Genomic DNA, 18,511 nt, shown 5'->3' with positions numbered 1-18,511 from the left:
CGGGTCCGGAACCGGTATGATGGTGGAAGGGCTTCGGGACTGGCGCGCCGCCGAATGGAGAAGGCGCCGCATTCGTCCGTTTCACCCTTCCACCATCACTGGTCATTCCCCGGTTCAGGCAAGGAATCTCGGTCTATCGTGATGCGAGTCGTGTCGCGTTGCGCGTGGCGAAATGGATGTCGACCGCGCGCCGCACCGTCTGCGCCACCTTGCGCTGGCCCTCGGGCGAAGCGAGGAACGCGGCGTCGGACGTGTTCGAGATATAGCCGGTCTCGAACAGCACGGAGGGCAGGTCCGGCGCCTTGAGCACCAGCAGCGACGCGAAGCGGTGATAGTTGGCGCGCACCGGGATCAGCGGCTGGGCCTCGCGGCCGAGCAGCCGGGCGAAGCCCGCGCTGGCGTTCATCGTCTCGCGCTGGGTCAGGTCGATCAGAATCGACGAGATGTCCGGATTGGTGTCGCCCAGATCAACGCCGGCGAGGATGTCCGACTTGTTCTCGCGGGCGGCGAGGCGGGCGGCTTCCTTGTCGGATGCCGTTTCGGACAAGGTATAGACGGTTGCGCCCGAAGCGGTGGCGTTTCCGGCGCTGTCGCAATGGATCGAGATGAACAGATCGGCGCCAAGCTGGCGGGCGACGCCGAATCGCTCGCGATGGATCAGATAGCGGTCGTCGTCGCGAGTCAGCGCCACGCGGACCTTGCCCGAAGCGACCAGCGCGTCGCGGATGGCGAGCGCCACCTGCAGCGTGATGTCCTTCTCGCGCAGCTTGCCATCGGGCGAGATCGCGCCGGGATCATGGCCGCCATGACCGGCATCGATCACCACCAGCGGGCGGCTGGCGTCGTTGCCATAGATTCGCGGCAGGCGGGCAGGCGCGGCGCGGGCGGGCACGGTCACGCGCTCGCTGTAATTGTGGCGCGACGAGGCCTGGGTGTAGCTGAACGGCGGCAGGAAGCTCATCCGGCCTTCGGCTGCGGCGCGAGCGAAGCGGGCGTCGTCCACGGTGCGCAGGGCAAGCGTGAGCGTACGGCCATCGCTGCCGAAGCTGCCGTCGGCGACGATCGCCGGGCGCGCGAGATCGAGCACGATTCGCGCATTGCTGCCGTCGGGCGAACCCTGGCGGATCGACGCGACCGCGCCGCCGGGGCGGTGCGCCGCGCCGGGAGTCGCGCCATCGACATCCACCGCAATGCGGTTCGGACCGGCGAGCATGAAGGCGCTCGCCTGGCGGACAGGTTCGTTGAAGCGGATGACCACGCGGTCACCCTGGACCTTCACGTCCTGCACGGCTCCCGCCCAGCTCGGAGCGCCGGTCATCCAACCGGCGAGGAGGGCGAGAAATAATAGCACCCGCGCGATATGCCGCGCGGACTGGCGGGGGGTCCAGTCCAAATGCATGATAACGATACTCGGCTTAAAGCCCTGACCGCACCGCTCTAGAGGTCAGCCTCTCAAGTCGCGGTGAAGCGATGCGGTTAATGACAGGGTAGCCATGAATTCATTCTGATCGGCTCGGTCAGGACCGCGTCAGAATCGGGTTCGACTTCGTCGAACGCGGCACCGGCCCGCATCCCCACCCGGCCGCCCATAGAATATACTTCCGCTGGGTGGCCGGGTGGGGGTGCGGGCCGGCGCCGCAACCGTTTCGGCTTTTGCCGAAACCGAGGGCGCCGGCGTAACAATTTGTCGCAAAATCGGTGTTCTGGTTGCTGCATCTAACAGGGGGTGCTAGTGCCCGTTCAGCTTCCGGTCCTTGTACCGGAACGTGTCCGCGGCCACATCCGCCGCGATAGTTCAGGTTGACGCTGCAATGACGCAATTTTCCCACCAATCGCATCGCTTGGGCCTGATGGCCGGGCGCGCGACGGTGGCGAAGCTTCCGGACCACGCGTCCGGACGTGCGATGGCAGCAGAGGCATTTTTCGAAACCCGCGGGACCCTCTTCGGCACATCTGCCGAGCGGGACCGCTCACTATGTCGCGCAGCCATGACCCGGCTCCCAAGGGAGCCCGGCCGGCGCGCACGGAGAATATTCAATGACCATGCGTATGCTGATCGACGCACGCCACCGGGAGGAAACCCGGGTGGCGGTCGTCAAAGGGAACCGGATCGAGGAATTTGATTTCGAGTCCGCCGAGCGCAAGCAGCTCAAGGGAAATATCTATCTAGCCAAGGTTACCCGGGTCGAGCCGTCGCTGCAGGCGGCGTTCATCGACTATGGCGGCAATCGTCACGGCTTCCTCGCCTTCTCGGAAATCCACCCCGACTATTACCAGATCCCCAAGGAGGACCGCGATGCGCTTCTCCGTGAAGAGGCCGAGCACGCCGCCGAAGAGGCAGCGCTGCGCGCCGAGGAGGATCACGACGAGGATCATGAGGACGGCGACGTCGAGGTGCTCGAGCGCCCCGTCGACGAAGACGATCATGGCGACGAGGATCATGACCACGATCATGATCACGACGAGGAGTCGGAATCTTCCGAAGGCGAGAGCAGCGAAGGTGACTCCGGCGGCGATCGCCGCCGTGGCCGTGGCCGCAAGGGCGGCGGCAAGGAAAGCGCCGCCGACCAGCTGCGCAACAAGCGCATGAACCTGCGCCGCCGCTACAAGATCCAGGACGTGATCCGCCGCCGTCAGGTGCTGCTGGTTCAGGTCGTGAAGGAAGAGCGCGGCAACAAGGGCGCGGCGCTGACCACCTATCTGTCGCTCGCCGGCCGTTACTGCGTGCTGATGCCCAACACCGCGCATGGCGGCGGCATCTCGCGCAAGATCAGCTCGGCTGCCGATCGCAAGCGCCTCAAGTCGATCATGGCCGACATGAAGCTGCCGCCGTCGATGGGCTGCATCGTCCGCACCGCCGGCCTTCAGCGCACCAAGGTCGAGATCAAGCGCGACTTCGATTATCTCGCCCGCCTGTGGGACGGCATCCGCGAGGAGACGCTGCGCTCGTCCGCGCCGGCGCTGGTCTATGGCGACAGCGACCTGATGAAGCGGGCGATCCGCGACATCTACAACAAGGACATCGACGAGGTGATCGTCGAGGGCGAGGACGGCTATCGTCAGGCCAAGGAGTTCATGAAGCTCCTGATGCCGAGCCATGCCCGCCGCGTGAAGCATTATGCCGACACGGTGCCGCTGTTCCAGCGCGCCGGAGTCGAGGACCAGCTTTCGGCGATGTACCATCCGGTGGTGCAGCTGAAGTCTGGCGGCTATCTCGTCATCAACCCGACCGAGGCGCTCGTCTCGATCGACATCAACTCGGGCCGTTCGACGCGCGAGCATTCGATCGAGCAGACCGCGACCGCGACCAATCTCGAGGCCGCGCACGAGATCGCCCGCCAGCTGCGCCTGCGCGACATGGCCGGTCTGGTCGTGATCGATTTCATCGACATGGATCACGGGTCGAACGTCCGTAAGGTCGAGAAGGCGATGAAGGAGGCGCTGAAGAACGATCGCGCCCGCATCCAGGTGGGCCGTATCTCTGCGTTCGGCCTGATGGAAATGAGCCGCCAGCGCCTGCGCACCGGTGTGCTCGAAGCATCGACCCGCCAGTGCCCGCATTGCGAAGGCACCGGTCTGGTCCGTACGGCATCGTCGGCCGGCATTTCGGCGCTGCGTATGATCGAGGACGAGGCCGGCCGCGGCCGTGGCAGCCAGCTCCTCCTGCGCGCGAGCCAGGAAGCTGCCTTCTACGTGCTCAACCGCAAGCGTTCGGAACTGGCCGAGATCGAGGACCGCTATGGCGTCACGATCGAAGTCGCGCCCGATGGCGAGCTGGAAGGCGCGCGCATGTCGGTCGAGGTGGGCGGTCCGCCGCCGACCAAGGTCCCGCGCGTCACGCAGCTGATCGAGGAACCCGAGGACGACTACGTCGAGGAGATCGACGAAGAGGAAATCGAGGAAGATGCCGAGGAAGAGGCCGAGGAGCGGCCCCGCCGCGATCGCGGCCCGCGTCGCGAGGCCGAAGGCGAAGCTGACGGCGAAGGTCGTGGCAAGCGCCGTCGCCGCCGCCGTGGCCGTCGTGGCCGGGGCCGTGACGAGGAAGGCGGTCCGGAAGGTTCCGATGATGCCGATGAAGGCGCCGAGGATGCCGAGGGCGTCGACGCCGAATCTGCCGAGGGCGAGGAAGCGTCTGCCCGCGAGGGTGATGGCGAAGGCGAGACCGGCGAGGGCCGCAAGCGCCGCCGTCGCGGTCGCCGTGGCGGCCGTCGTGGCGGCCAGGGCGGTGGCGATGCCGCTGCCGAGAGCGAAGCCGAATCGGAAGCGCCGGTCGAGGACGCGGTGACGGCTGAAGCCGAAGCGCCTGCCGAGCCCGAAGCCGAAGCCGAAGCGCCCAAGCCGAAGCGTTCGCGCAGCCGCAAGAAGGCCGAGCCCGAAGCGGCACCCGTAGCCGAGGCCGTCGAGGCTCCGGCCGAAGCCGCCGCCGAGCCGGAAGCCGAAGCACCCGCGCCGAAGAAGCCGCGCAGCCGCAAGAAGGCAGCGCCGGTCGAGGCCGCCGTCGAGACCGCCGTCGAGACAGTGGTCGAATCCGCTCCGGTGGCTGAGCCGGTCGCCGAAGTGGTGGCAGAGCCGGTTGCCGAGGAAGCGCCGGTGAAGAAGCCGCGCAGCCGCAAGAAGGCAGTTGCGGCGCCGGCTGAGCCGGTTGCCGAAGCGATCGAAGAAGCGCCTGCCGTCGAGGCTGGCGCAGAAGCCGGGCCGGTTGCCGAGGATGGCGATTCGGAAGGCGGTCCGCGCCGCGGCTGGTGGCAGCGCACCTTCGGGGCGTGATCCGCTGCGCCTGATGTGATCGGGCGGCTTCCGGGGCATGACTCCGGGAGCCGCCAGTCACCCGGCGTTCATCCGGCACGCCCGAAAGCGCACCGGAAACCGGGGCGTTGCGAGCAGGGGATTTTGAGACGATGATGCCGGGCATGAAGCGTCTAGCAACACTGCTCGCCTTTCTGTGTCTCGTCGCACTGACGGCGCGGCCCGCCACGGCGCAGGTGATGCTGCGCGATGCCGAGACCGAAACCCTGCTCAACGAAGCGTCGCGCGGGCTGATCTCGGCGGCGGGGCTTTCGCCCAACAATGTGCGGATCGTGCTGATCCAGGATCCGTCGATCAACGCGTTCGTCGCGGGCGGGCAGGTCGTCTATCTTCACACCGGCCTGATCGACAAGGCGGGCAACCTCAACGAAGTGCAGGGCGTCATCGCCCATGAGCTGGGCCATATCGTCGGCGGCCATGCCGTGTTCCAGCGCGACGGCGGCTATGGCGGAATCTCGCTGCTCAGCCTTGCACTGGGCCTTGCCGCCGCCGCCGCCGGATCGCCCGACGCCGGCATGGCGATCATGATGGCCGGCCAGCGCGCCGCGATCGGCAAATATCTGTCCTTTTCGCGCAGCCAGGAAAGCTCGGCCGACGCAGCGGGCGTCCGCTTCCTCAATACCGCGGGGATCAGCGGCCGCGGGATGCTGGAATTCTTCAAGCGGCTGCAGAATCTCCAGTTCAGCTACGGCTTCTACAGCACCAATCCCGAAGTCGATCCCTTTGGCCAGACTCACCCGATGTCCGGCGAGCGGCTGGCGACGCTGACTCAGGATCTGCAGAAGCAGCCTTCGTGGAACACCCCGACCGATCCGGCGCTCGAAGTGCGCTTCAAGCGCGTGCAGGCCAAGCTGCGCGGCTATGTCAACGAGCCGGAGCAGACGCTGAAGCTCTATCCGCCGAGCGATCAGTCGGTGTACGCGCACTATGCCCGCGCTTATGCCTATCACCGCAAGGGCTTCCCGGATCAGGCCCGGTCGGAGACCGAGGCGCTGGTAGCGGCGCATCCCGCTGATCCCTATTTCCTCGAGCTCGAAGGGCAGATCATGCTCGAGAGCGGCGATCCGCGCGGCGCGCTGGTGCCGCTGCGCAAGGCGACCGAGAGCACGAACTTCCAGCCGCTGATCGCCTCGACCTTCGGCCATGCGCTGGTGGCGACCGACGATCCCGCGCATCTGCCCGAAGCCGAGCGCGTGCTGCGCCAGGCCGTCGCGCGCGATCGCGAGAACCCCTATGCCTGGTATCAGCTCGGCATGGTCTATGAACGCAAGGGCGACGAAGCGCGCGTGGCGCTGGCCACTGCCGAACGCGCCAATCTGATCGGGGATGTCGGCGTCGCCTTGATCAGCTCGCGGCGAGCGATGGGCGGGCTGCCGCAGGGATCGCCCGACTGGATCCGGGCGCAGGACATCATGATGGTCTCGCAGACCGCCGTCGAAGACCAGCGCAACAATCGCCGCAACCGGATGAGCCTCACCCCCCGATGATCGACCGACTGACCCGCAATCCCTGGCTGTTCGCCGGGGCGTTCGTCCTTTCCGCCCTGCTCGGCGCGGCGCTGTTCGCGGGCGGCCAGCGGCTTGCCGGGGGCGGGGCCGACAAGACGAAGATCGAACAGGTGGTGCGCAACTATCTGCTCGAGCATCCCGAGATCCTGCCCGAAGCGATGGAGAAGCTGCAGGAGAAGGAATATGCCAAGGCGATCGCGCCGAACCGCAAGGCGATCGAGACGCCCTATCCCGGCGCAGAATGGGGCAATGCCAAGGGCGACGTGACCGTCGTCGCGTTCCTCGACTATGCCTGCGGCTATTGCCGGGCGAGCCTGCCCGCGCTGGCGCAGCTGGTGAAGAACGATCCCAAGGTGCGGATCGTCTATCGCGAATTCCCGGTGCTGGGCGACAATAGCGTGCTGGCCGCGCGCTGGGCGCTGGCGGCGGCGGAGCAGGGCAAGTTCAAGCCGTTCCACGAAGCGCTCTATGCCGGCGGGCAGGTGAGCGAAGCGAGCATCGCGGCGGCGGCGGCGACTGCGGGGCTCGACCTGAACCGCGCGCGTCAGGCGCTGAACGCGCCGCGTGTCGAGACCGAACTGGCGACCAACCATCGCCTCGCCCAGAGCGTGGGCGGCACCGGCACCCCGGTGTGGGTGATCGGCGACAAGGTGATCCCGGGCTATGTCGAATATTCGGTGCTGGAAGCCGCGGTGAAGAAGGCGCGCGCCCGAAGTTAATTTTCTTTACCAGCCTTGCCGCAAGCCCCGGGCGATCCTACGTTACGCGAGCGTTCCGCTCCGGGGGCTTCATGCAATCCATTCTATCGGTCAATCAGGTTTCGAAGACTTATGCTTCGGGCCATAAGGCGCTCGATCATGTCGATCTGAGCATCAACCGCGGCGAGATCTTCGCGCTGCTCGGGCCGAACGGCGCGGGCAAGACGACGCTGATCAGCATCATCTGCGGCATCGTGACGCCCAGCACGGGCACGATCATCGTCGATGGTCACGACGCGATCCGCCAGCCGCGCGAGGCCCGGACGAAGATCGGGCTGGTGCCGCAGGAATTGTCGGTCGACATGTTCGAGACGGTCTGGTCGACGGTGCGCTTCAGCCGCGGCCTGTTCGGCAAGGCGCCGAACCCGGCGCATCTGGAGCAGGTGCTGCGCGACCTGTCGCTGTGGGACAAGAAAGACAGCAAGATCATGGAGTTGTCAGGCGGGATGAAGCGCCGCGTGCTGATCGCGAAAGCGCTGAGCCACGAGCCCGACATCCTGTTCCTCGACGAGCCCACGGCGGGCGTCGACGTCTCGTTGCGGCGGGACATGTGGAAGCTGATCGGCAAGCTGCGCGAGCGCGGCACCACGATCATCCTGACTACCCACTATATCGAGGAGGCCGAGGAAATGGCCGACCGGGTGGGCGTGATCAACAAGGGGCAGCTGCTGCTGGTCGAGGAGAAGTCCGAGCTGATGAAGAAGCTCGGCAAGCGCGAGCTCGATCTGTCGCTGGTCGATCCGCTGACCGCGATCCCGGCGGAACTGGGCGAATGGCACCTGACTCTCGAAGACGAAGGCCATCGCCTGCGTTACGTGTTCGACGCCCAGGCCGAGCGGACCGGCATCCCCTCGCTGCTGCGCAAGCTGGCCGAGCTGGGCATCGGGTTCAAGGATCTGGATACGTCCAAGTCGAGCCTCGAGGACATCTTCGTCGACCTTGTCGAGCATCGTGAAGAGGGGGCCGCGGCATGACCGGCGTGAACTGGCGCGGCATCCTCGCCATCTATCGGTTCGAAATGGCGCGCACCCTGCGCACCCTGTGGCAGAGCATCGCGACGCCCGTCATCACCACCTCGCTCTATTTCATCGTCTTCGGCAGCGCGATCGGCAGCCGGATCGATAGCATCGGCGATGTCGATTACGGGGCGTTCCTCGTCCCCGGTCTGATCATGCTGACGCTGCTGACGCAGAGCATCTCGAACGCGTCGATCGGCATCTACTTCCCCAAATTCACCGGAACGGTGTTCGAGCTGCTCTCCGCGCCGATCTCCGCGCTGGAGCTGGTGATCGGCTATGTCGGCGCGGCGGCGACCAAATCGGTGGTGATCGGGCTGATCATCCTCGCGACGTCCTTGTTCTTCGTCGATCTGCGGGTGGATCATCCGCTGGCGATGATCGCCTTCCTGATCCTCACTTCGGTCACTTTCTCGATGCTGGGCTTCATCATCGGCGTATGGGCCAAGGGGTTCGAGCAGCTGAACTTCGTCCCCGCGCTGCTGATCACCCCGCTGACCTTCCTTGGCGGCGCCTTCTATTCGATCAAGGACCTGCCCGAGCCGTGGCAGACGGTTAGCCTGTTCAACCCGGTGGTCTATCTGGTGAGCGGGTTCCGCTGGAGCTTCTTCGGCAGCGGCGACATCGCGGTGGGCTGGAGCCTGGGCTTTACCGGTGCGTTCCTGCTGATCTGCATGGGCGTGATCGTGGCGATTTTCCGGACCGGGTACCGGCTGAAGAATTAGGTCACTGCATCACCGGCAGCGTGACGTGCGACCCCGCGCAAACCCGCTGGGTCGCCTTCACATAATCGCCGGGCTGCGCCTTGTAGATGTTCGGCACGAACTTCTGCGGGTTGCGGTCGATCATCGGGAACCAGCTCGACTGGACCTGCACCATGATCCGATGGCCCTTTTTGAAAACATGGTCGTGGTCGCGCAGCGCGAAGTTCCACGCGACGACCCGGTCGGGGACCAGCGGCTCGGATTTTTCGTTGCTCTTGAGCCAGCGGCCGCGGCGGACTTCCATTGCGATCGGCCATTGATAGCCGTTGAGTGTCTTCGGATACTCGCCGATCGCGCCGCTGGGCGGCGCGGTGAAGTCGTCGGGCAGCACGTCGATCAGCTTGACCACGAAATCGCTGTCGGTGCCCGAGGTCGAGGCCATCAGCGTGGCGCTATACGCGCCGGTCACGGTCAGGTCGGCGTCGAGCGGCGCGCTGACATAGCTCAGCACATCGGGGCGATGATCGACGAAGCGCTGGTCGGCGGCTTCCCACCAGCGCCATTCCTGCGAAGGGTAGGTGCGGCTGATCGGGCGCTCGCGGAACGGCACCGGGTTGGCGGGATCGGAGACATAGTCGCGGCACGCTTCGCCCGCGGCGGGCGCGTCGAAGCTCAGGCTCCCATCGCCGCGAAGATACAGGCTGCGCGCGGTGGCGCCGGGCGCGGGCCATTTGGCGTAGGTCTTCCACTCCCAAGAGCCGCTCTGCAGCATCTTCGCTTCATAGCCGGGTTTGACCCCCTTGCCGTGGAGCCAATAGGCGAAGAACGGCGCTTCGATGTCGCGCATGAACTCGGTGCCGCCATCCTTGCCCATCGGGACATAGCCGACCTTGTCGCCCGTGGTGTGCCAGGTGCCGTGCGCCCAGGGGCCGCCGACGATGACGTTCAGGCCCCTGGGGTCCTTTTCCTCCATCCGCTCGTAGATCTTCCATGTGCCGAGCGGGTCTTCCTGATCCCAGAAGCCCGCGACATGGAGCGTGGGGACGTTGGTGACGCCGAGATGATCGGTCCAGCGCTGCTTCTTCCAGAAGTCGCTATAATCGGGATTCTCGATCATCGCGGTCAGCTGCGGCACGGTGCCCTTGAAATAGAGCTTGTCGAGATTCTCGACATTTCCGAGGCGCAGGAACCAGTCATAGGTGTCGACCGGGGTCTTGCCGCCATAGTCGAAATCATTGCCCTGATCGTTGTTCTGGAGACTGAACAGCCAGTCGGTGGCGTAGGACAGCCGCGCCGCGCCATAGCGGTGGAGATCGTCGTTCATCCACCAGTCGTTCCACGCCGCCTGCGGGCTGACGGCCTTGAGCGCGGGGTGCGGTTTGGCCAGCGCCACCGCCGCGGCATAGCCGGGATAGGACACGCCCCACATCCCGACCTTGCCATTATTGTCTTTGACGTTCTTCACCAGCCAGTCGACCGTGTCATAGGCGTCGGTGGCTTCGTCGACTGCCTTGGAGCCCTTGGGGCTCAGCGCCATCGACATGGTGAAATCGCCGTCCGACTTGAACTGGCCGCGCATGTTCTGGAAGACCATGATGTAGCCATCGGCCATCAGATATTTCCACTGCCCCGGCACGCCGCCGGGCGCGCCGCCCGGCACGCCATAGGGGCCGCGCTGAAGCAGGATCGGGAGTTTTCCCTTCGCGCCGCTGGGCCGGATGATGACGGTCTCCAGCTTCGCGCCGTCGCGCATCGGGATCATCACCGCTTCGAAGGTGAAGGGGGCTTCGCGCGGTGCGCCGGGCGGGGTTTGCGCGGTGGCGGTCGCGAGCGGCGCGGCAAGCGCCGTGAGGACGGCAAGGGCAAATATTCGACGCATCGGGACCTCCATCGGAAACCCGATCCTAAGGCGACTTTGCCCGCCGCATCAATCGGGTAAGGGTCGGGCGGACAACCAGTGCGTTCAGGTCGATCGCGACATGCAACAGAATGGGAAGCGCAAGGCTGCCGCTGAGCAAATAGGCGAGCGTGAGTGCCGCGCCGAGCACGCCGGTCGCCAGCACGCCGGCGGCGCCTTGATAAAGATGGACCAGCCCAAAGACGATGGCAGCGACGACGAAAGCGGCGACCGGATTCAGTCCGGCCAGGACCAGCAGCAGCGGCAGATAGAGGCGGAAGAACAGCTCTTCGGTCGCCCCCGCGTTGAGCGACAGAAGCGCGCCGCACAACGTCTCGCGACCGTTTCGCGGCAGTAGCGCCTCGACATCGCCCGCCATCGGCGCCTTGCCGTCCTTGCGGCGGCTGGCGATCAGCGCACCGAGGATGCCGCCGCCGATTGCCGCACCGATCATCAGGCCGGCGAGGAGCGGGAGTTCGCCCGCCGCGAAGTCCGGCTTCGGCAAGGCTGCGAGCGCGGGGCCGAACTCCGCGGGCAGGGTAAGGATCGCATCGAACCTGCCGAGCAACGCGAGCCCGATCAGCGCGGATCCGCTGAACAGACCGAAGGATTTCGCCACCCAGATCAGATAGCGGCGCTGACGCCCCTCACTGGTCGTCAGTGCCTTGAACAGCGCGAACTCGCGAACGTCGTCGCGGACGAAATAGGTCAGCATCGCCGCTGCGAAGACGAGCAGCGCGACGGCGATCGGCTGAGTCACGTCAGATCCGGTGCTCGCCCTTCACCCAGCGTACCGTGCCCGAACTGGCGCGCATCACGACGCTCTCGGTGGTCATCTTGCCCGGCAGGCGCTTCACGCCTTCGAGCAGCGAGCCATCGGTAACGCCGGTCGCGGCGAAGATGCAGTCGCCCTTGGCCAGTTCGGTCAGGTCGTAGATCTTGTCGAGATCCTCGATGCCCCATTTGCGCGCGCGGCTGCGCTCGTCGTCGTTGCGGAAGATCAGCTTGCCCTTGAACTGGCCGCCGACGCAGCGCAGCGCGGCACAGGCCAGAACGCCCTCGGGCGCGCCGCCCGAACCCATATAGACGTCGATCGTGGTCGAGGGATCGGTGGTAGCGATCACGCCGGCCACGTCGCCGTCGCCGATCAGCATCACGCCGCAGCCGATCGCGCGCAGTTCGGCGATCAGCGCTTCGTGGCGCGGACGATCGAGAACGCAGGCGATGATCTCGTTGGGCTCGACGCCCTTGGCGGCGGCAATCGCCTTGATGTTCTCGGTCGGCGACTTGGCAAGATCGATCACGCCATCGGGATAGCCCGGGCCGACCGCGATCTTTTCCATATAGACGTCGGGGGCGTTGAGCAGGCCGCCTTCCTCGGCGACGGCGAGCACCGCCAGCGCGTTCGGGCCGGCCTTGGCGCAGATGGTGGTGCCTTCGAGGGGATCGAGCGCGATGTCGATCTTCGGGCCGCTGCCGATCGCCGAGCCGACCTTTTCGCCGATGAAGAGCATCGGGGCTTCGTCGCGCTCGCCTTCGCCGATGACGACGGTGCCGTCCATGTAGAGATTGTTGAGCGCTTCGCGCATCGCTTCGACCGCGGCGTGATCGGCAGCCTTCTCGTCGCCGCGCCCGGTGAGGGTGGACGCGGCGATGGCGGCGGCTTCGGTGACGCGCACCATTTCGAGGACGAGAACGCGGTCCAGATGCTTGCTGGCAGTCGTCATTGAATCATCACCCCTCAACTTTTGTGGGGGCGATAGGGGAGGCGAGGCCTATCGGCAACCATCACCGTGGATGCGCGTTGGGTGGACATCACATCGAATGAAGGAAAGCCGTCGATGATTCTCCTGACCCTCGCGCTGAGTATCGCTTCGCCGGCCTATGCGATGCCGCCCGAACCGCAGCGCGCGCGTCAGTCCACCACCAAGAAACGCAGCGTCCGGACCCGCAAGCGCGCCCCGGTGCGCATGGTGCGCCTGACACCGAGATGCGGGGTGGCGTTCCCGTGCCGGACGGATCCGGGCCAGCAATACCGGTTGACCGGCGCAACGACGACGCTGGCCGATCCGAAGCAGCGTGAGCTGGAGCGCGCGCAGGGTATGGCCTGCGGCACCACCGGCGCGCCGGTTTGCCCCAGCAACGGCGCGACGCTGATCCGCACCAGCGACTGATTTCCAAAATTTCGCCACAAGCAGGGGCCACAAGCATCGTTCCGGGGGCGGAAGGAGGCTTGGGCCGTGCTGCTGATGTCGATGATGCTGCTTGCCGCTCAGGATGCCGATCTGGCCGCCGCGGTCAGCAAGGCGCGCGAAATGACGCGAGCCGACCGGCCCTGCCGCGCCGATGCGGACAGCGACGAGATCGTGGTGTGCGCGCGCCGCGATGCGGATCGCTATCGCGTGCCGTTCGTGCTTTCGGCCAATCCTGCCAATTCGGTGCCGGCCCAGACCGCCGAACTGCTCGAGGAACGCGGGCGGCTGCCGTGCGGGCAGGGTGCGTTCACCGCGCAATGCGGCGGCATGGTCGGCGTGTCGGTGACCGTGGGCGCCAACGGCGTCCGCTACGTACGGCGCGAACTGGCGCCCTGATCCCGCGAATTTAACCGAGAATGTGCATCCACATCGGCTCGCCGACGAGGCTGGACGAGCCGCGCAGCTTTTCCAGCGCATGGGCGACGGCGCGCTCCGGCCCTTCATGGGTGACGATCGCGACGAGGACGCTGCCGTCGGGATTGGCGCCGCGTTGCATCAGGCTTTCGATCGAGACGCCTGCGTCGCGCATGGCGGCGGCGATCTCGGCCAGCACGCCGACGCGATCGGCGACGGTGAAGCGGACATAGGCGCGGCCGCGGCGCTCGCCGCTGTCGGCTGCTGGCTGGGCCGCAAGCGCGTCGGCGGGCATCGCATAGGGCGGGCCGAATTCGCCGCGCGCGATGTCGATCAGGTCGGCGACTACCGCGCTGGCGGTCGGGCCATCGCCCGCGCCAGCGCCCTGGAACAGCAGACGGCCGACGAAATTGCCTTCGGCGACGACGGCGTTGGTCGATCCGGTGACATGCGCCAGCGGGTGGCTTTCATGGACCAGATGCGGGTGGACGCGCTGGAACAGCCCGCCATTGGCGGCGGAATCGGCGATGCCGAGCAGGCGGACGCGATAGCCGAGCGACGCGGCTTCGGCGATGTCGGCGGCGATCACGTGGCGGATGCCGGTGATGCCGACGGCATCGAACGCCGGCTGGGTGCCGAAGGCGAGGCTGGCGAGGATCGACAGCTTGTGCGCGGCATCGACGCCGTCGATGTCGAAGCTGGGATCGGCTTCGGCGTAACCGAGACGCTGGGCTTCGGCGAGGATGTCGGCGAAGTCGCGGCCTTCGGCTTCCATCTTCGACAGGATGAAATTGCAGGTGCCGTTGAGGATGCCATAGACGCGGCCGATCACATTGGCGGCGGCGCCTTCGCGCAGGCCCTTGATCACCGGAACGCCGCCCGCGACGGCCGCTTCGAACTTGAGCGCGAGATTGGCAGACTCGGCGGCCTGGGCCAGCTCGAGGCCGTGATGCGCGATCATCGCCTTGTTGGCGGTGACGACGCTCTTGCCCGCCGCCAGCGCGGCGCGGGCGAGGGTGAGGGCGGGACCGTCCGAACCGCCGACCAGTTCGACCACGACGTCGACATCGGGATGACGCGCGAGTTCGGCAGAATCGTCGACCCAGTCGAACCGGTTCAGATCGAAGCCGCGATCCTTGGTGCGATCGCGCGCGGAAACTGCGACGATCTCGATCGGCCGGCCGGCGCGGCGCGCGATCAGGTCGCCATTGGTGTCGAGCAGGCGAATGACGCCCCCGCCCACGGTTCCAAGGCCAGCCAATGCCACGCGCAGCGTTTCGCCCATATCGCTCATTCCTTCAGATTGCGGAGGTGCTGCCTAGGGCGTGTCGCCCCTGCCCGCAACGCTCTCGAAACGAGGGGCGCGTTTAGCTTTGCTTGTTGCGGGTCCGTTGGAGTGCCGCCTGCACCGCGTTGCGGCGATCGGCTTCGCGCAGATGCGGCGCCCATGCGCCCAGCGCGGACTCGCACTTGATGAGTACGGGCGCCAGCGCGGAGCGGGCGGCGCTGGCCGCGGCGGTCCCGGCGGCTGCGCGGACGTAACGAAGGCTGCCTTTCGGATCGGCCTTCACGATGCAATTGCCATAGGCGAGCGCTTGCGTTGCCCAGAACGGGCGAGGCGAGTTTTGCGCTGCCGCCGGAGCCGAAAGGCCCAGCGCCAGCAAGGTTGCAAGTATCGCGTTACGCATCCGCTTCGCTCTCGCCGTCATGCGTGCACAATAGCGGACGGGACGAATCCCGTCCACGCCCGCGATTGGCCGTTACTTCTTGATCAGTCCGATCTCGATCAGCCGTTCCATCAGATAATCGTGCGACGAAATCGGCTTGGGATAGCGGTTCGGATTGTCCGGGGTGATGCAGCCCGGCAGCGTCTCGATGACGAAATCGGGCGCGGGGTGCAGGAAGAACGGCATCGAATAGCGCGGCTTGTTACGGCGCTCAGGCGGCGGATTGACGACGCGGTGCGTGGTCGAGGGCAGGACATTGTTGGTCAGCCGCTGCAGCATGTCGCCGACATTGACCACCATCGCCCCTTCGGGCGGCTTGACCGGCAGCCAGTCGCCATTGCGATCGAGCAGTTGCAGCCCCGATTCCTCGGCGCCGAGCAGCAGGGTGATGAGGTTGATATCCTCATGCGCACCAGCGCGGACTTCGGGCGCGTCGGCGGGCACCGGCGGATAATGGAGCAGGCGCAGGACCGAGTTACCGTCCTTGACCGCCGGATCGAACCAGTCGGGCTTGAGGTCGAGATAGCGTGCAATCGCCGAAAGCAGCCGGTCGCCGGCCGCGTCGAACGCCGCGAACAGTTCGAGGAAGGTCTCGCGGAACCCCTCCGGCGCATCGGGCCAGATATTGGGAGTCATGACGCTTTCGAATCGGTGACCGGCGGCCAGCTGGCGGCCGATATGCCAGAATTCCTTGAGATCGACATGGGTCGCGCCCTTGGCGATCTCGGTCTTGTATGGCGTATAGCCGCGCGCGCCGCCGCCGCCTTCGACATAATAAGCGCGCTTGTCGGCTTCGGGCAGCGCGAAAAAGGCTTCGGTCATCTTCCATGCGCGGTCGATCAGCGCCTGATCGACGCCGTGATCGGCGACCATCGCGAAGCCGAAGCGCTGGAACGAGGCGCCGAACGCCTGGGCGAAGCCGTCTGGGTCCGTGGGCTGATCCTTCATCGAGATCAGCGGGACTTCGGCAAGAATGGTATCGGACAAAAGAAATCTCCGGAGGAGTCGTTACCCCTCAGATTAGCGCTTCTTGTGTGCCCGTGCCAAGCGCGGCGACCGTACCGGCGCGCTCCCGGTTGGAGAGGCGGGCCGGTACGGCGCCAACAAAATTACGCGCCGACCGTCAGCGTGCCCTTCGACTTGTTCGCGCCGTCCGCCTGCAATTCGAGCGTGACCGGCTCGCCCTTGTCGGTGGTGCCGGCGAAGCCGTCGCCCTGTGGCGAGACCTTGAAACCCTTCTTGGCCATTTCGTCACGATACCAGCCCTGGACCGTGGCGAGCGGAGCGGGGGCGTCGAACGAGATCGCGACATGGTCGCCGCCCGGACCTGCGCCGCCATTGCCGGCATCGACCTTGAAGTCGCGCGGCTTCGAGCCCGGATACAGCTTCAGCCCGCTGATATCGAAGTCCGCAGAATCCAGCGAAATCTTCGGCAGCTTCGCGGTGATGTCGACGCCCGGGGCCTTGATGCTGGTCTGCCCGTTGCCGTCGGTAACGATCGAGACGTTACCGTCCTTGTCGTTGATCGTGATGTTGCCGCCGGTGCCGCCGCATGCGGCGAGAGTCAGCGGGAGCAGAGCAGCAGCATAGCGGATCATGTAAGCCTCACACAGTGTATCACTTATACAATACACTAAGATCGAATTGACGCTGCGTCAAGCTGGGGGGTGACGCGGGCGTTCCGATCCGCCATTGGCTTCCGGAATCATGGACCAGCTGACGACCATCGATACCGAGCGGGAGAACCGCGCGCCGCTCGGCTTCAAGGAGTTTGTCGGGCTGGTCGCGGCGATGATGGCGCTGACCGCATTGGGCATCGATTCGATGCTGCCGGCGCTGCCCGCGATCGGCGACAGCCTCGACGTGGCGACGGCCAATCACCGCCAATATGTGATCACCTCATTCCTGATCGGCTTCGCCTTTGCGCAGCTGGTCTATGGTCCGCTGTCGGATCGGTTCGGACGGCGGCCGGTGCTGCTGGTGGCGCTGGGCGCCTATGTGCTGACCAGCGCGGTCGCGGCGATCTCGGGCAGTTTCGAGCTGTTGCTGCTCTCGCGCGCGGCGATGGGCACCGCTGCGGCAGGCGCGCGCGTGGTGACCGTGGCGCTGGTGCGCGATTGCTATTCGGGCCGGGCGATGGCGCGAGTGATGAGCCTGGCCTTCATCGTCTTCATGGCCGCGCCGATCGTCGCGCCCAATTTCGGCGAACTCATGCTCCTTTTCGGCAACTGGCGCCTGATCTTCTGGGGCGTGGCCGGCGTGTCGGGCCTGGTCATGCTGTGGTTCTGGCTGCGCATGCCCGAAACGATGAGCGCCGATGCGCGCCAGTCGCTCCATCCGGCGCGGATCGCGCGCGACTATGCGCTGGTGATGAAGGACCGCGCCGCGGTGGGCTATACGCTGGCGATCACGTTGCTTTCGGGGGGCATGTTCGGCTTTATCGGGTCGATCCAGCAGATCATGGCCGATGTGTTCCACCAGCCCAAGCTGCTCACGGTGATGTTCGCCGCGGTCGCCAGCATGATGGCGGTAGGGGCATATATGAACTCGCGGCTGGTGATGCGGCTGGGAATGCGGCTGATCTCGCACAGCGCGCTTGCGGTGCTGATCGTGCTGGCGGGGCTGCATCTGCTGGTCGCGTGGAGCGGCGCGGAGTCGCTGTGGACCTTCGGTATCCTGCAAGGCGCGATGATGCTGTTCATCGCGCTGGCCAACGCCAATTTCTCGGCGATGGCGATGGAGCGGATGGGCGACATCGCCGGCACCGCGTCGAGCCTGCAGGGCTTCACCACCACCCTGGGCGGCGCGTTGATCGGCGCGCTGATCGGGCAGGCGTTCAACGGGACGACCGTGCCGCTTTACGCGGGCTTCTTCATCCTGGGCGTGCTTGCGTTCGGAATCATCGCCGTGGCCGAGCGCGGGCGGCTGTTCCGCGCAACCTGAGGCGCTTTGGTCGGGCGGTACCGGCCCGCTTCCCCACCCGGCCACCCACAAGAGTAATCTGATTGGGTGGCCGGGTGGGGAAGCGGGCTGGTGCCGCTTCACCGGGTAGCGCCGGGCCGTTTGTCGCCCGGATTCGGAACGACTCCGCCCCAGCACCGTTCGCGCCTTGATGACAGGCGAGAATGGAGGTTCGCGATGGGCGGTTATCAGGTGACGGGACAGGGTTCCGGCGACGACGGCTATGACGAGGACGGCTATGACGAAAGCCAGCGGGCCGAGATCCTCGAGGCGACGCGCGACGGGCCGACCGACGGCATGATCCTGACCGACCTGCCGCCCGATCTGGGCGACGATCCCGATACGCTCGAAGACGATCTGCGGATGGTCGACGACGAACTGGGCGAAGAGGATGACGATGCCGAGCTGACGGCCGAAAGCCGCGCGGAGGACGAGGTTCAGGCCGATTTCGACGAGGACAATCTCGACGAGCTGGGCGAAGCCGACGAGGACGCGCTCGCACCTTGACCGGGTGACGCGTCGGGA

The 18,511-nt window shown here is 66.1% G+C and carries 17 protein-coding genes; 9 read left to right on the top strand and 8 right to left on the bottom strand.

The window, feature by feature from the left end:
• Nucleotides 1-133: 133 nt before the first annotated feature.
• Nucleotides 134-1,318, bottom strand: a complete 1,185-nt coding sequence (locus HHL13_RS17770) for an N-acetylmuramoyl-L-alanine amidase (protein WP_240953891.1) — start codon at nt 1,316-1,318, stop codon at nt 134-136.
• A gap of 719 nt (nt 1,319-2,037) precedes the next feature.
• On the opposite strand from HHL13_RS17770, the gene HHL13_RS17765 reads away from it, so the two are divergent.
• The 5 genes from HHL13_RS17765 (at nt 2,038) to HHL13_RS17745 (ending at nt 8,813) form a co-directional block, all read left to right on the top strand.
• Nucleotides 2,038-4,767: a ribonuclease E/G gene (locus HHL13_RS17765; protein ID WP_206377118.1), complete on the top strand. Its 2,730-nt coding sequence runs from the start codon at nt 2,038-2,040 to the stop codon at nt 4,765-4,767.
• Between the two features lie 134 nt (nt 4,768-4,901).
• Nucleotides 4,902-6,293, top strand: coding sequence for a M48 family metalloprotease (locus HHL13_RS17760; RefSeq protein ID WP_169557285.1), 1,392 nt, complete (start codon nt 4,902-4,904; stop codon nt 6,291-6,293).
• Nucleotides 6,290-7,033: a DsbA family protein gene (locus HHL13_RS17755; RefSeq protein WP_169557284.1), complete on the top strand. Its 744-nt coding sequence runs from the start codon at nt 6,290-6,292 to the stop codon at nt 7,031-7,033. The genes HHL13_RS17760 and HHL13_RS17755 overlap by 4 nt, the downstream gene beginning before the upstream one ends.
• 71 nt (nt 7,034-7,104) lie before the next feature.
• The gene (locus HHL13_RS17750; protein WP_169557283.1) at nt 7,105-8,046 is read left to right on the top strand and encodes an ABC transporter ATP-binding protein; all 942 of its coding nucleotides are present in this window, start codon (nt 7,105-7,107) and stop codon (nt 8,044-8,046) included.
• Nucleotides 8,043-8,813: an ABC transporter permease gene (locus HHL13_RS17745; protein WP_169557282.1), complete on the top strand. Its 771-nt coding sequence runs from the start codon at nt 8,043-8,045 to the stop codon at nt 8,811-8,813. The genes HHL13_RS17750 and HHL13_RS17745 overlap by 4 nt, the downstream gene beginning before the upstream one ends.
• Nucleotide 8,814: 1 nt before the next feature.
• Here the strand turns inward: HHL13_RS17745 and HHL13_RS17740 are convergent, their stop codons facing one another.
• Genes HHL13_RS17740 through glpX form a run of 3 tightly spaced genes read right to left on the bottom strand, consistent with a single transcriptional unit; the run spans nt 8,815 to nt 12,416 of the window.
• Nucleotides 8,815-10,671: a CocE/NonD family hydrolase gene (locus HHL13_RS17740; RefSeq protein WP_169557280.1), complete on the bottom strand. Its 1,857-nt coding sequence runs from the start codon at nt 10,669-10,671 to the stop codon at nt 8,815-8,817.
• A 25-nt stretch (nt 10,672-10,696) separates the two neighbouring features.
• Nucleotides 10,697-11,449 carry a CPBP family intramembrane glutamic endopeptidase gene (locus HHL13_RS22870; RefSeq protein WP_206377117.1) on the bottom strand — a complete coding sequence of 251 codons (753 nt, stop codon included), beginning with the start codon at nt 11,447-11,449 and terminating at the stop codon, nt 10,697-10,699.
• Between the two features lies 1 nt (nt 11,450).
• Entirely contained in the window at nt 11,451-12,416 is a 966-nt protein-coding gene (gene glpX / locus HHL13_RS17730; RefSeq protein WP_169557278.1) for a class II fructose-bisphosphatase, read from the bottom strand.
• 114 nt (nt 12,417-12,530) lie between these two features.
• On the opposite strand from glpX, the gene HHL13_RS17725 reads away from it, so the two are divergent.
• Together HHL13_RS17725 and HHL13_RS17720 are read left to right on the top strand one after the other, a co-directional pair.
• The gene (locus tag HHL13_RS17725) at nt 12,531-12,863 is read left to right on the top strand and encodes a hypothetical protein (protein WP_169557277.1); all 333 of its coding nucleotides are present in this window, start codon (nt 12,531-12,533) and stop codon (nt 12,861-12,863) included.
• 75 nt (nt 12,864-12,938) lie between these two features.
• Nucleotides 12,939-13,280, top strand: a complete 342-nt coding sequence (locus HHL13_RS17720) for a hypothetical protein (protein ID WP_169557827.1) — start codon at nt 12,939-12,941, stop codon at nt 13,278-13,280.
• Between the two features lie 10 nt (nt 13,281-13,290).
• On the opposite strand, the gene HHL13_RS17715 is transcribed toward HHL13_RS17720, so the two are convergent.
• The 4 genes from HHL13_RS17715 to HHL13_RS17700 all read right to left on the bottom strand — a co-directional run bounded on the left by HHL13_RS17715 (nt 13,291) and on the right by HHL13_RS17700 (nt 16,623).
• Nucleotides 13,291-14,583: a homoserine dehydrogenase gene (locus HHL13_RS17715; protein WP_169557274.1), complete on the bottom strand. Its 1,293-nt coding sequence runs from the start codon at nt 14,581-14,583 to the stop codon at nt 13,291-13,293.
• A gap of 82 nt (nt 14,584-14,665) precedes the next feature.
• Nucleotides 14,666-15,007 carry a hypothetical protein gene (locus tag HHL13_RS17710; protein ID WP_169557272.1) on the bottom strand — a complete coding sequence of 114 codons (342 nt, stop codon included), beginning with the start codon at nt 15,005-15,007 and terminating at the stop codon, nt 14,666-14,668.
• A gap of 51 nt (nt 15,008-15,058) precedes the next feature.
• The gene (locus HHL13_RS17705; RefSeq protein WP_169557271.1) at nt 15,059-16,012 is read right to left on the bottom strand and encodes an isopenicillin N synthase family oxygenase; all 954 of its coding nucleotides are present in this window, start codon (nt 16,010-16,012) and stop codon (nt 15,059-15,061) included.
• A 122-nt stretch (nt 16,013-16,134) separates the two neighbouring features.
• Complete coding sequence (locus HHL13_RS17700) at nt 16,135-16,623, bottom strand: hypothetical protein (protein ID WP_169557269.1); 489 nt, start codon at nt 16,621-16,623, stop codon at nt 16,135-16,137.
• Between the two features lie 109 nt (nt 16,624-16,732).
• Between HHL13_RS17700 and HHL13_RS17695 the strand changes: the two genes are divergently transcribed.
• Nucleotides 16,733-17,968, top strand: coding sequence for a multidrug effflux MFS transporter (locus HHL13_RS17695; RefSeq protein WP_169557267.1), 1,236 nt, complete (start codon nt 16,733-16,735; stop codon nt 17,966-17,968).
• 195 nt (nt 17,969-18,163) lie between these two features.
• Nucleotides 18,164-18,493 (top strand): DNA primase, encoded by a 330-nt coding sequence (locus HHL13_RS17690; RefSeq protein ID WP_206377116.1) that lies wholly within the window; start codon nt 18,164-18,166, stop codon nt 18,491-18,493.
• The last annotated feature ends 18 nt before the right edge of the window (nt 18,494-18,511 follow it).

Source organism: Sphingomonas sp. G-3-2-10, from assembly GCF_012927115.1.
GTDB lineage: Bacteria > Pseudomonadota > Alphaproteobacteria > Sphingomonadales > Sphingomonadaceae > Sphingomonas.
The sequence above is the reverse complement of the archived record's forward strand: the minus strand, read 5'-3'. Positions and strand labels throughout refer to the sequence as shown.

What these genes read in the sequence shown, in the direction of transcription:
- HHL13_RS17770 (WP_240953891.1), bottom strand. Translation starts at nt 1,318, where the DNA reads ATGACCGGCGCTCCGAGCTGGGCGGGAGCCGTGCAGGACGTGAAGGTC.
- HHL13_RS17765 (WP_206377118.1), top strand. Translation starts at nt 2,038, where the DNA reads ATGACCATGCGTATGCTGATCGACGCACGCCACCGGGAGGAAACCCGG.
- HHL13_RS17760 (WP_169557285.1), top strand. Translation starts at nt 4,902, where the DNA reads ATGCCGGGCATGAAGCGTCTAGCAACACTGCTCGCCTTTCTGTGTCTC.
- HHL13_RS17755 (WP_169557284.1), top strand. Translation starts at nt 6,290, where the DNA reads ATGATCGACCGACTGACCCGCAATCCCTGGCTGTTCGCCGGGGCGTTC.
- HHL13_RS17750 (WP_169557283.1), top strand. Translation starts at nt 7,105, where the DNA reads ATGCAATCCATTCTATCGGTCAATCAGGTTTCGAAGACTTATGCTTCG.
- HHL13_RS17745 (WP_169557282.1), top strand. Translation starts at nt 8,043, where the DNA reads ATGACCGGCGTGAACTGGCGCGGCATCCTCGCCATCTATCGGTTCGAA.
- HHL13_RS17740 (WP_169557280.1), bottom strand. Translation starts at nt 10,671, where the DNA reads ATGCGTCGAATATTTGCCCTTGCCGTCCTCACGGCGCTTGCCGCGCCG.
- glpX (WP_169557278.1), bottom strand. Translation starts at nt 12,416, where the DNA reads ATGACGACTGCCAGCAAGCATCTGGACCGCGTTCTCGTCCTCGAAATG.
- HHL13_RS17725 (WP_169557277.1), top strand. Translation starts at nt 12,531, where the DNA reads ATGATTCTCCTGACCCTCGCGCTGAGTATCGCTTCGCCGGCCTATGCG.
- HHL13_RS17720 (WP_169557827.1), top strand. Translation starts at nt 12,939, where the DNA reads ATGTCGATGATGCTGCTTGCCGCTCAGGATGCCGATCTGGCCGCCGCG.
- HHL13_RS17715 (WP_169557274.1), bottom strand. Translation starts at nt 14,583, where the DNA reads ATGGGCGAAACGCTGCGCGTGGCATTGGCTGGCCTTGGAACCGTGGGC.
- HHL13_RS17710 (WP_169557272.1), bottom strand. Translation starts at nt 15,007, where the DNA reads ATGACGGCGAGAGCGAAGCGGATGCGTAACGCGATACTTGCAACCTTG.
- HHL13_RS17700 (WP_169557269.1), bottom strand. Translation starts at nt 16,623, where the DNA reads ATGATCCGCTATGCTGCTGCTCTGCTCCCGCTGACTCTCGCCGCATGC.
- HHL13_RS17695 (WP_169557267.1), top strand. Translation starts at nt 16,733, where the DNA reads ATGGACCAGCTGACGACCATCGATACCGAGCGGGAGAACCGCGCGCCG.
- HHL13_RS17690 (WP_206377116.1), top strand. Translation starts at nt 18,164, where the DNA reads ATGGGCGGTTATCAGGTGACGGGACAGGGTTCCGGCGACGACGGCTAT.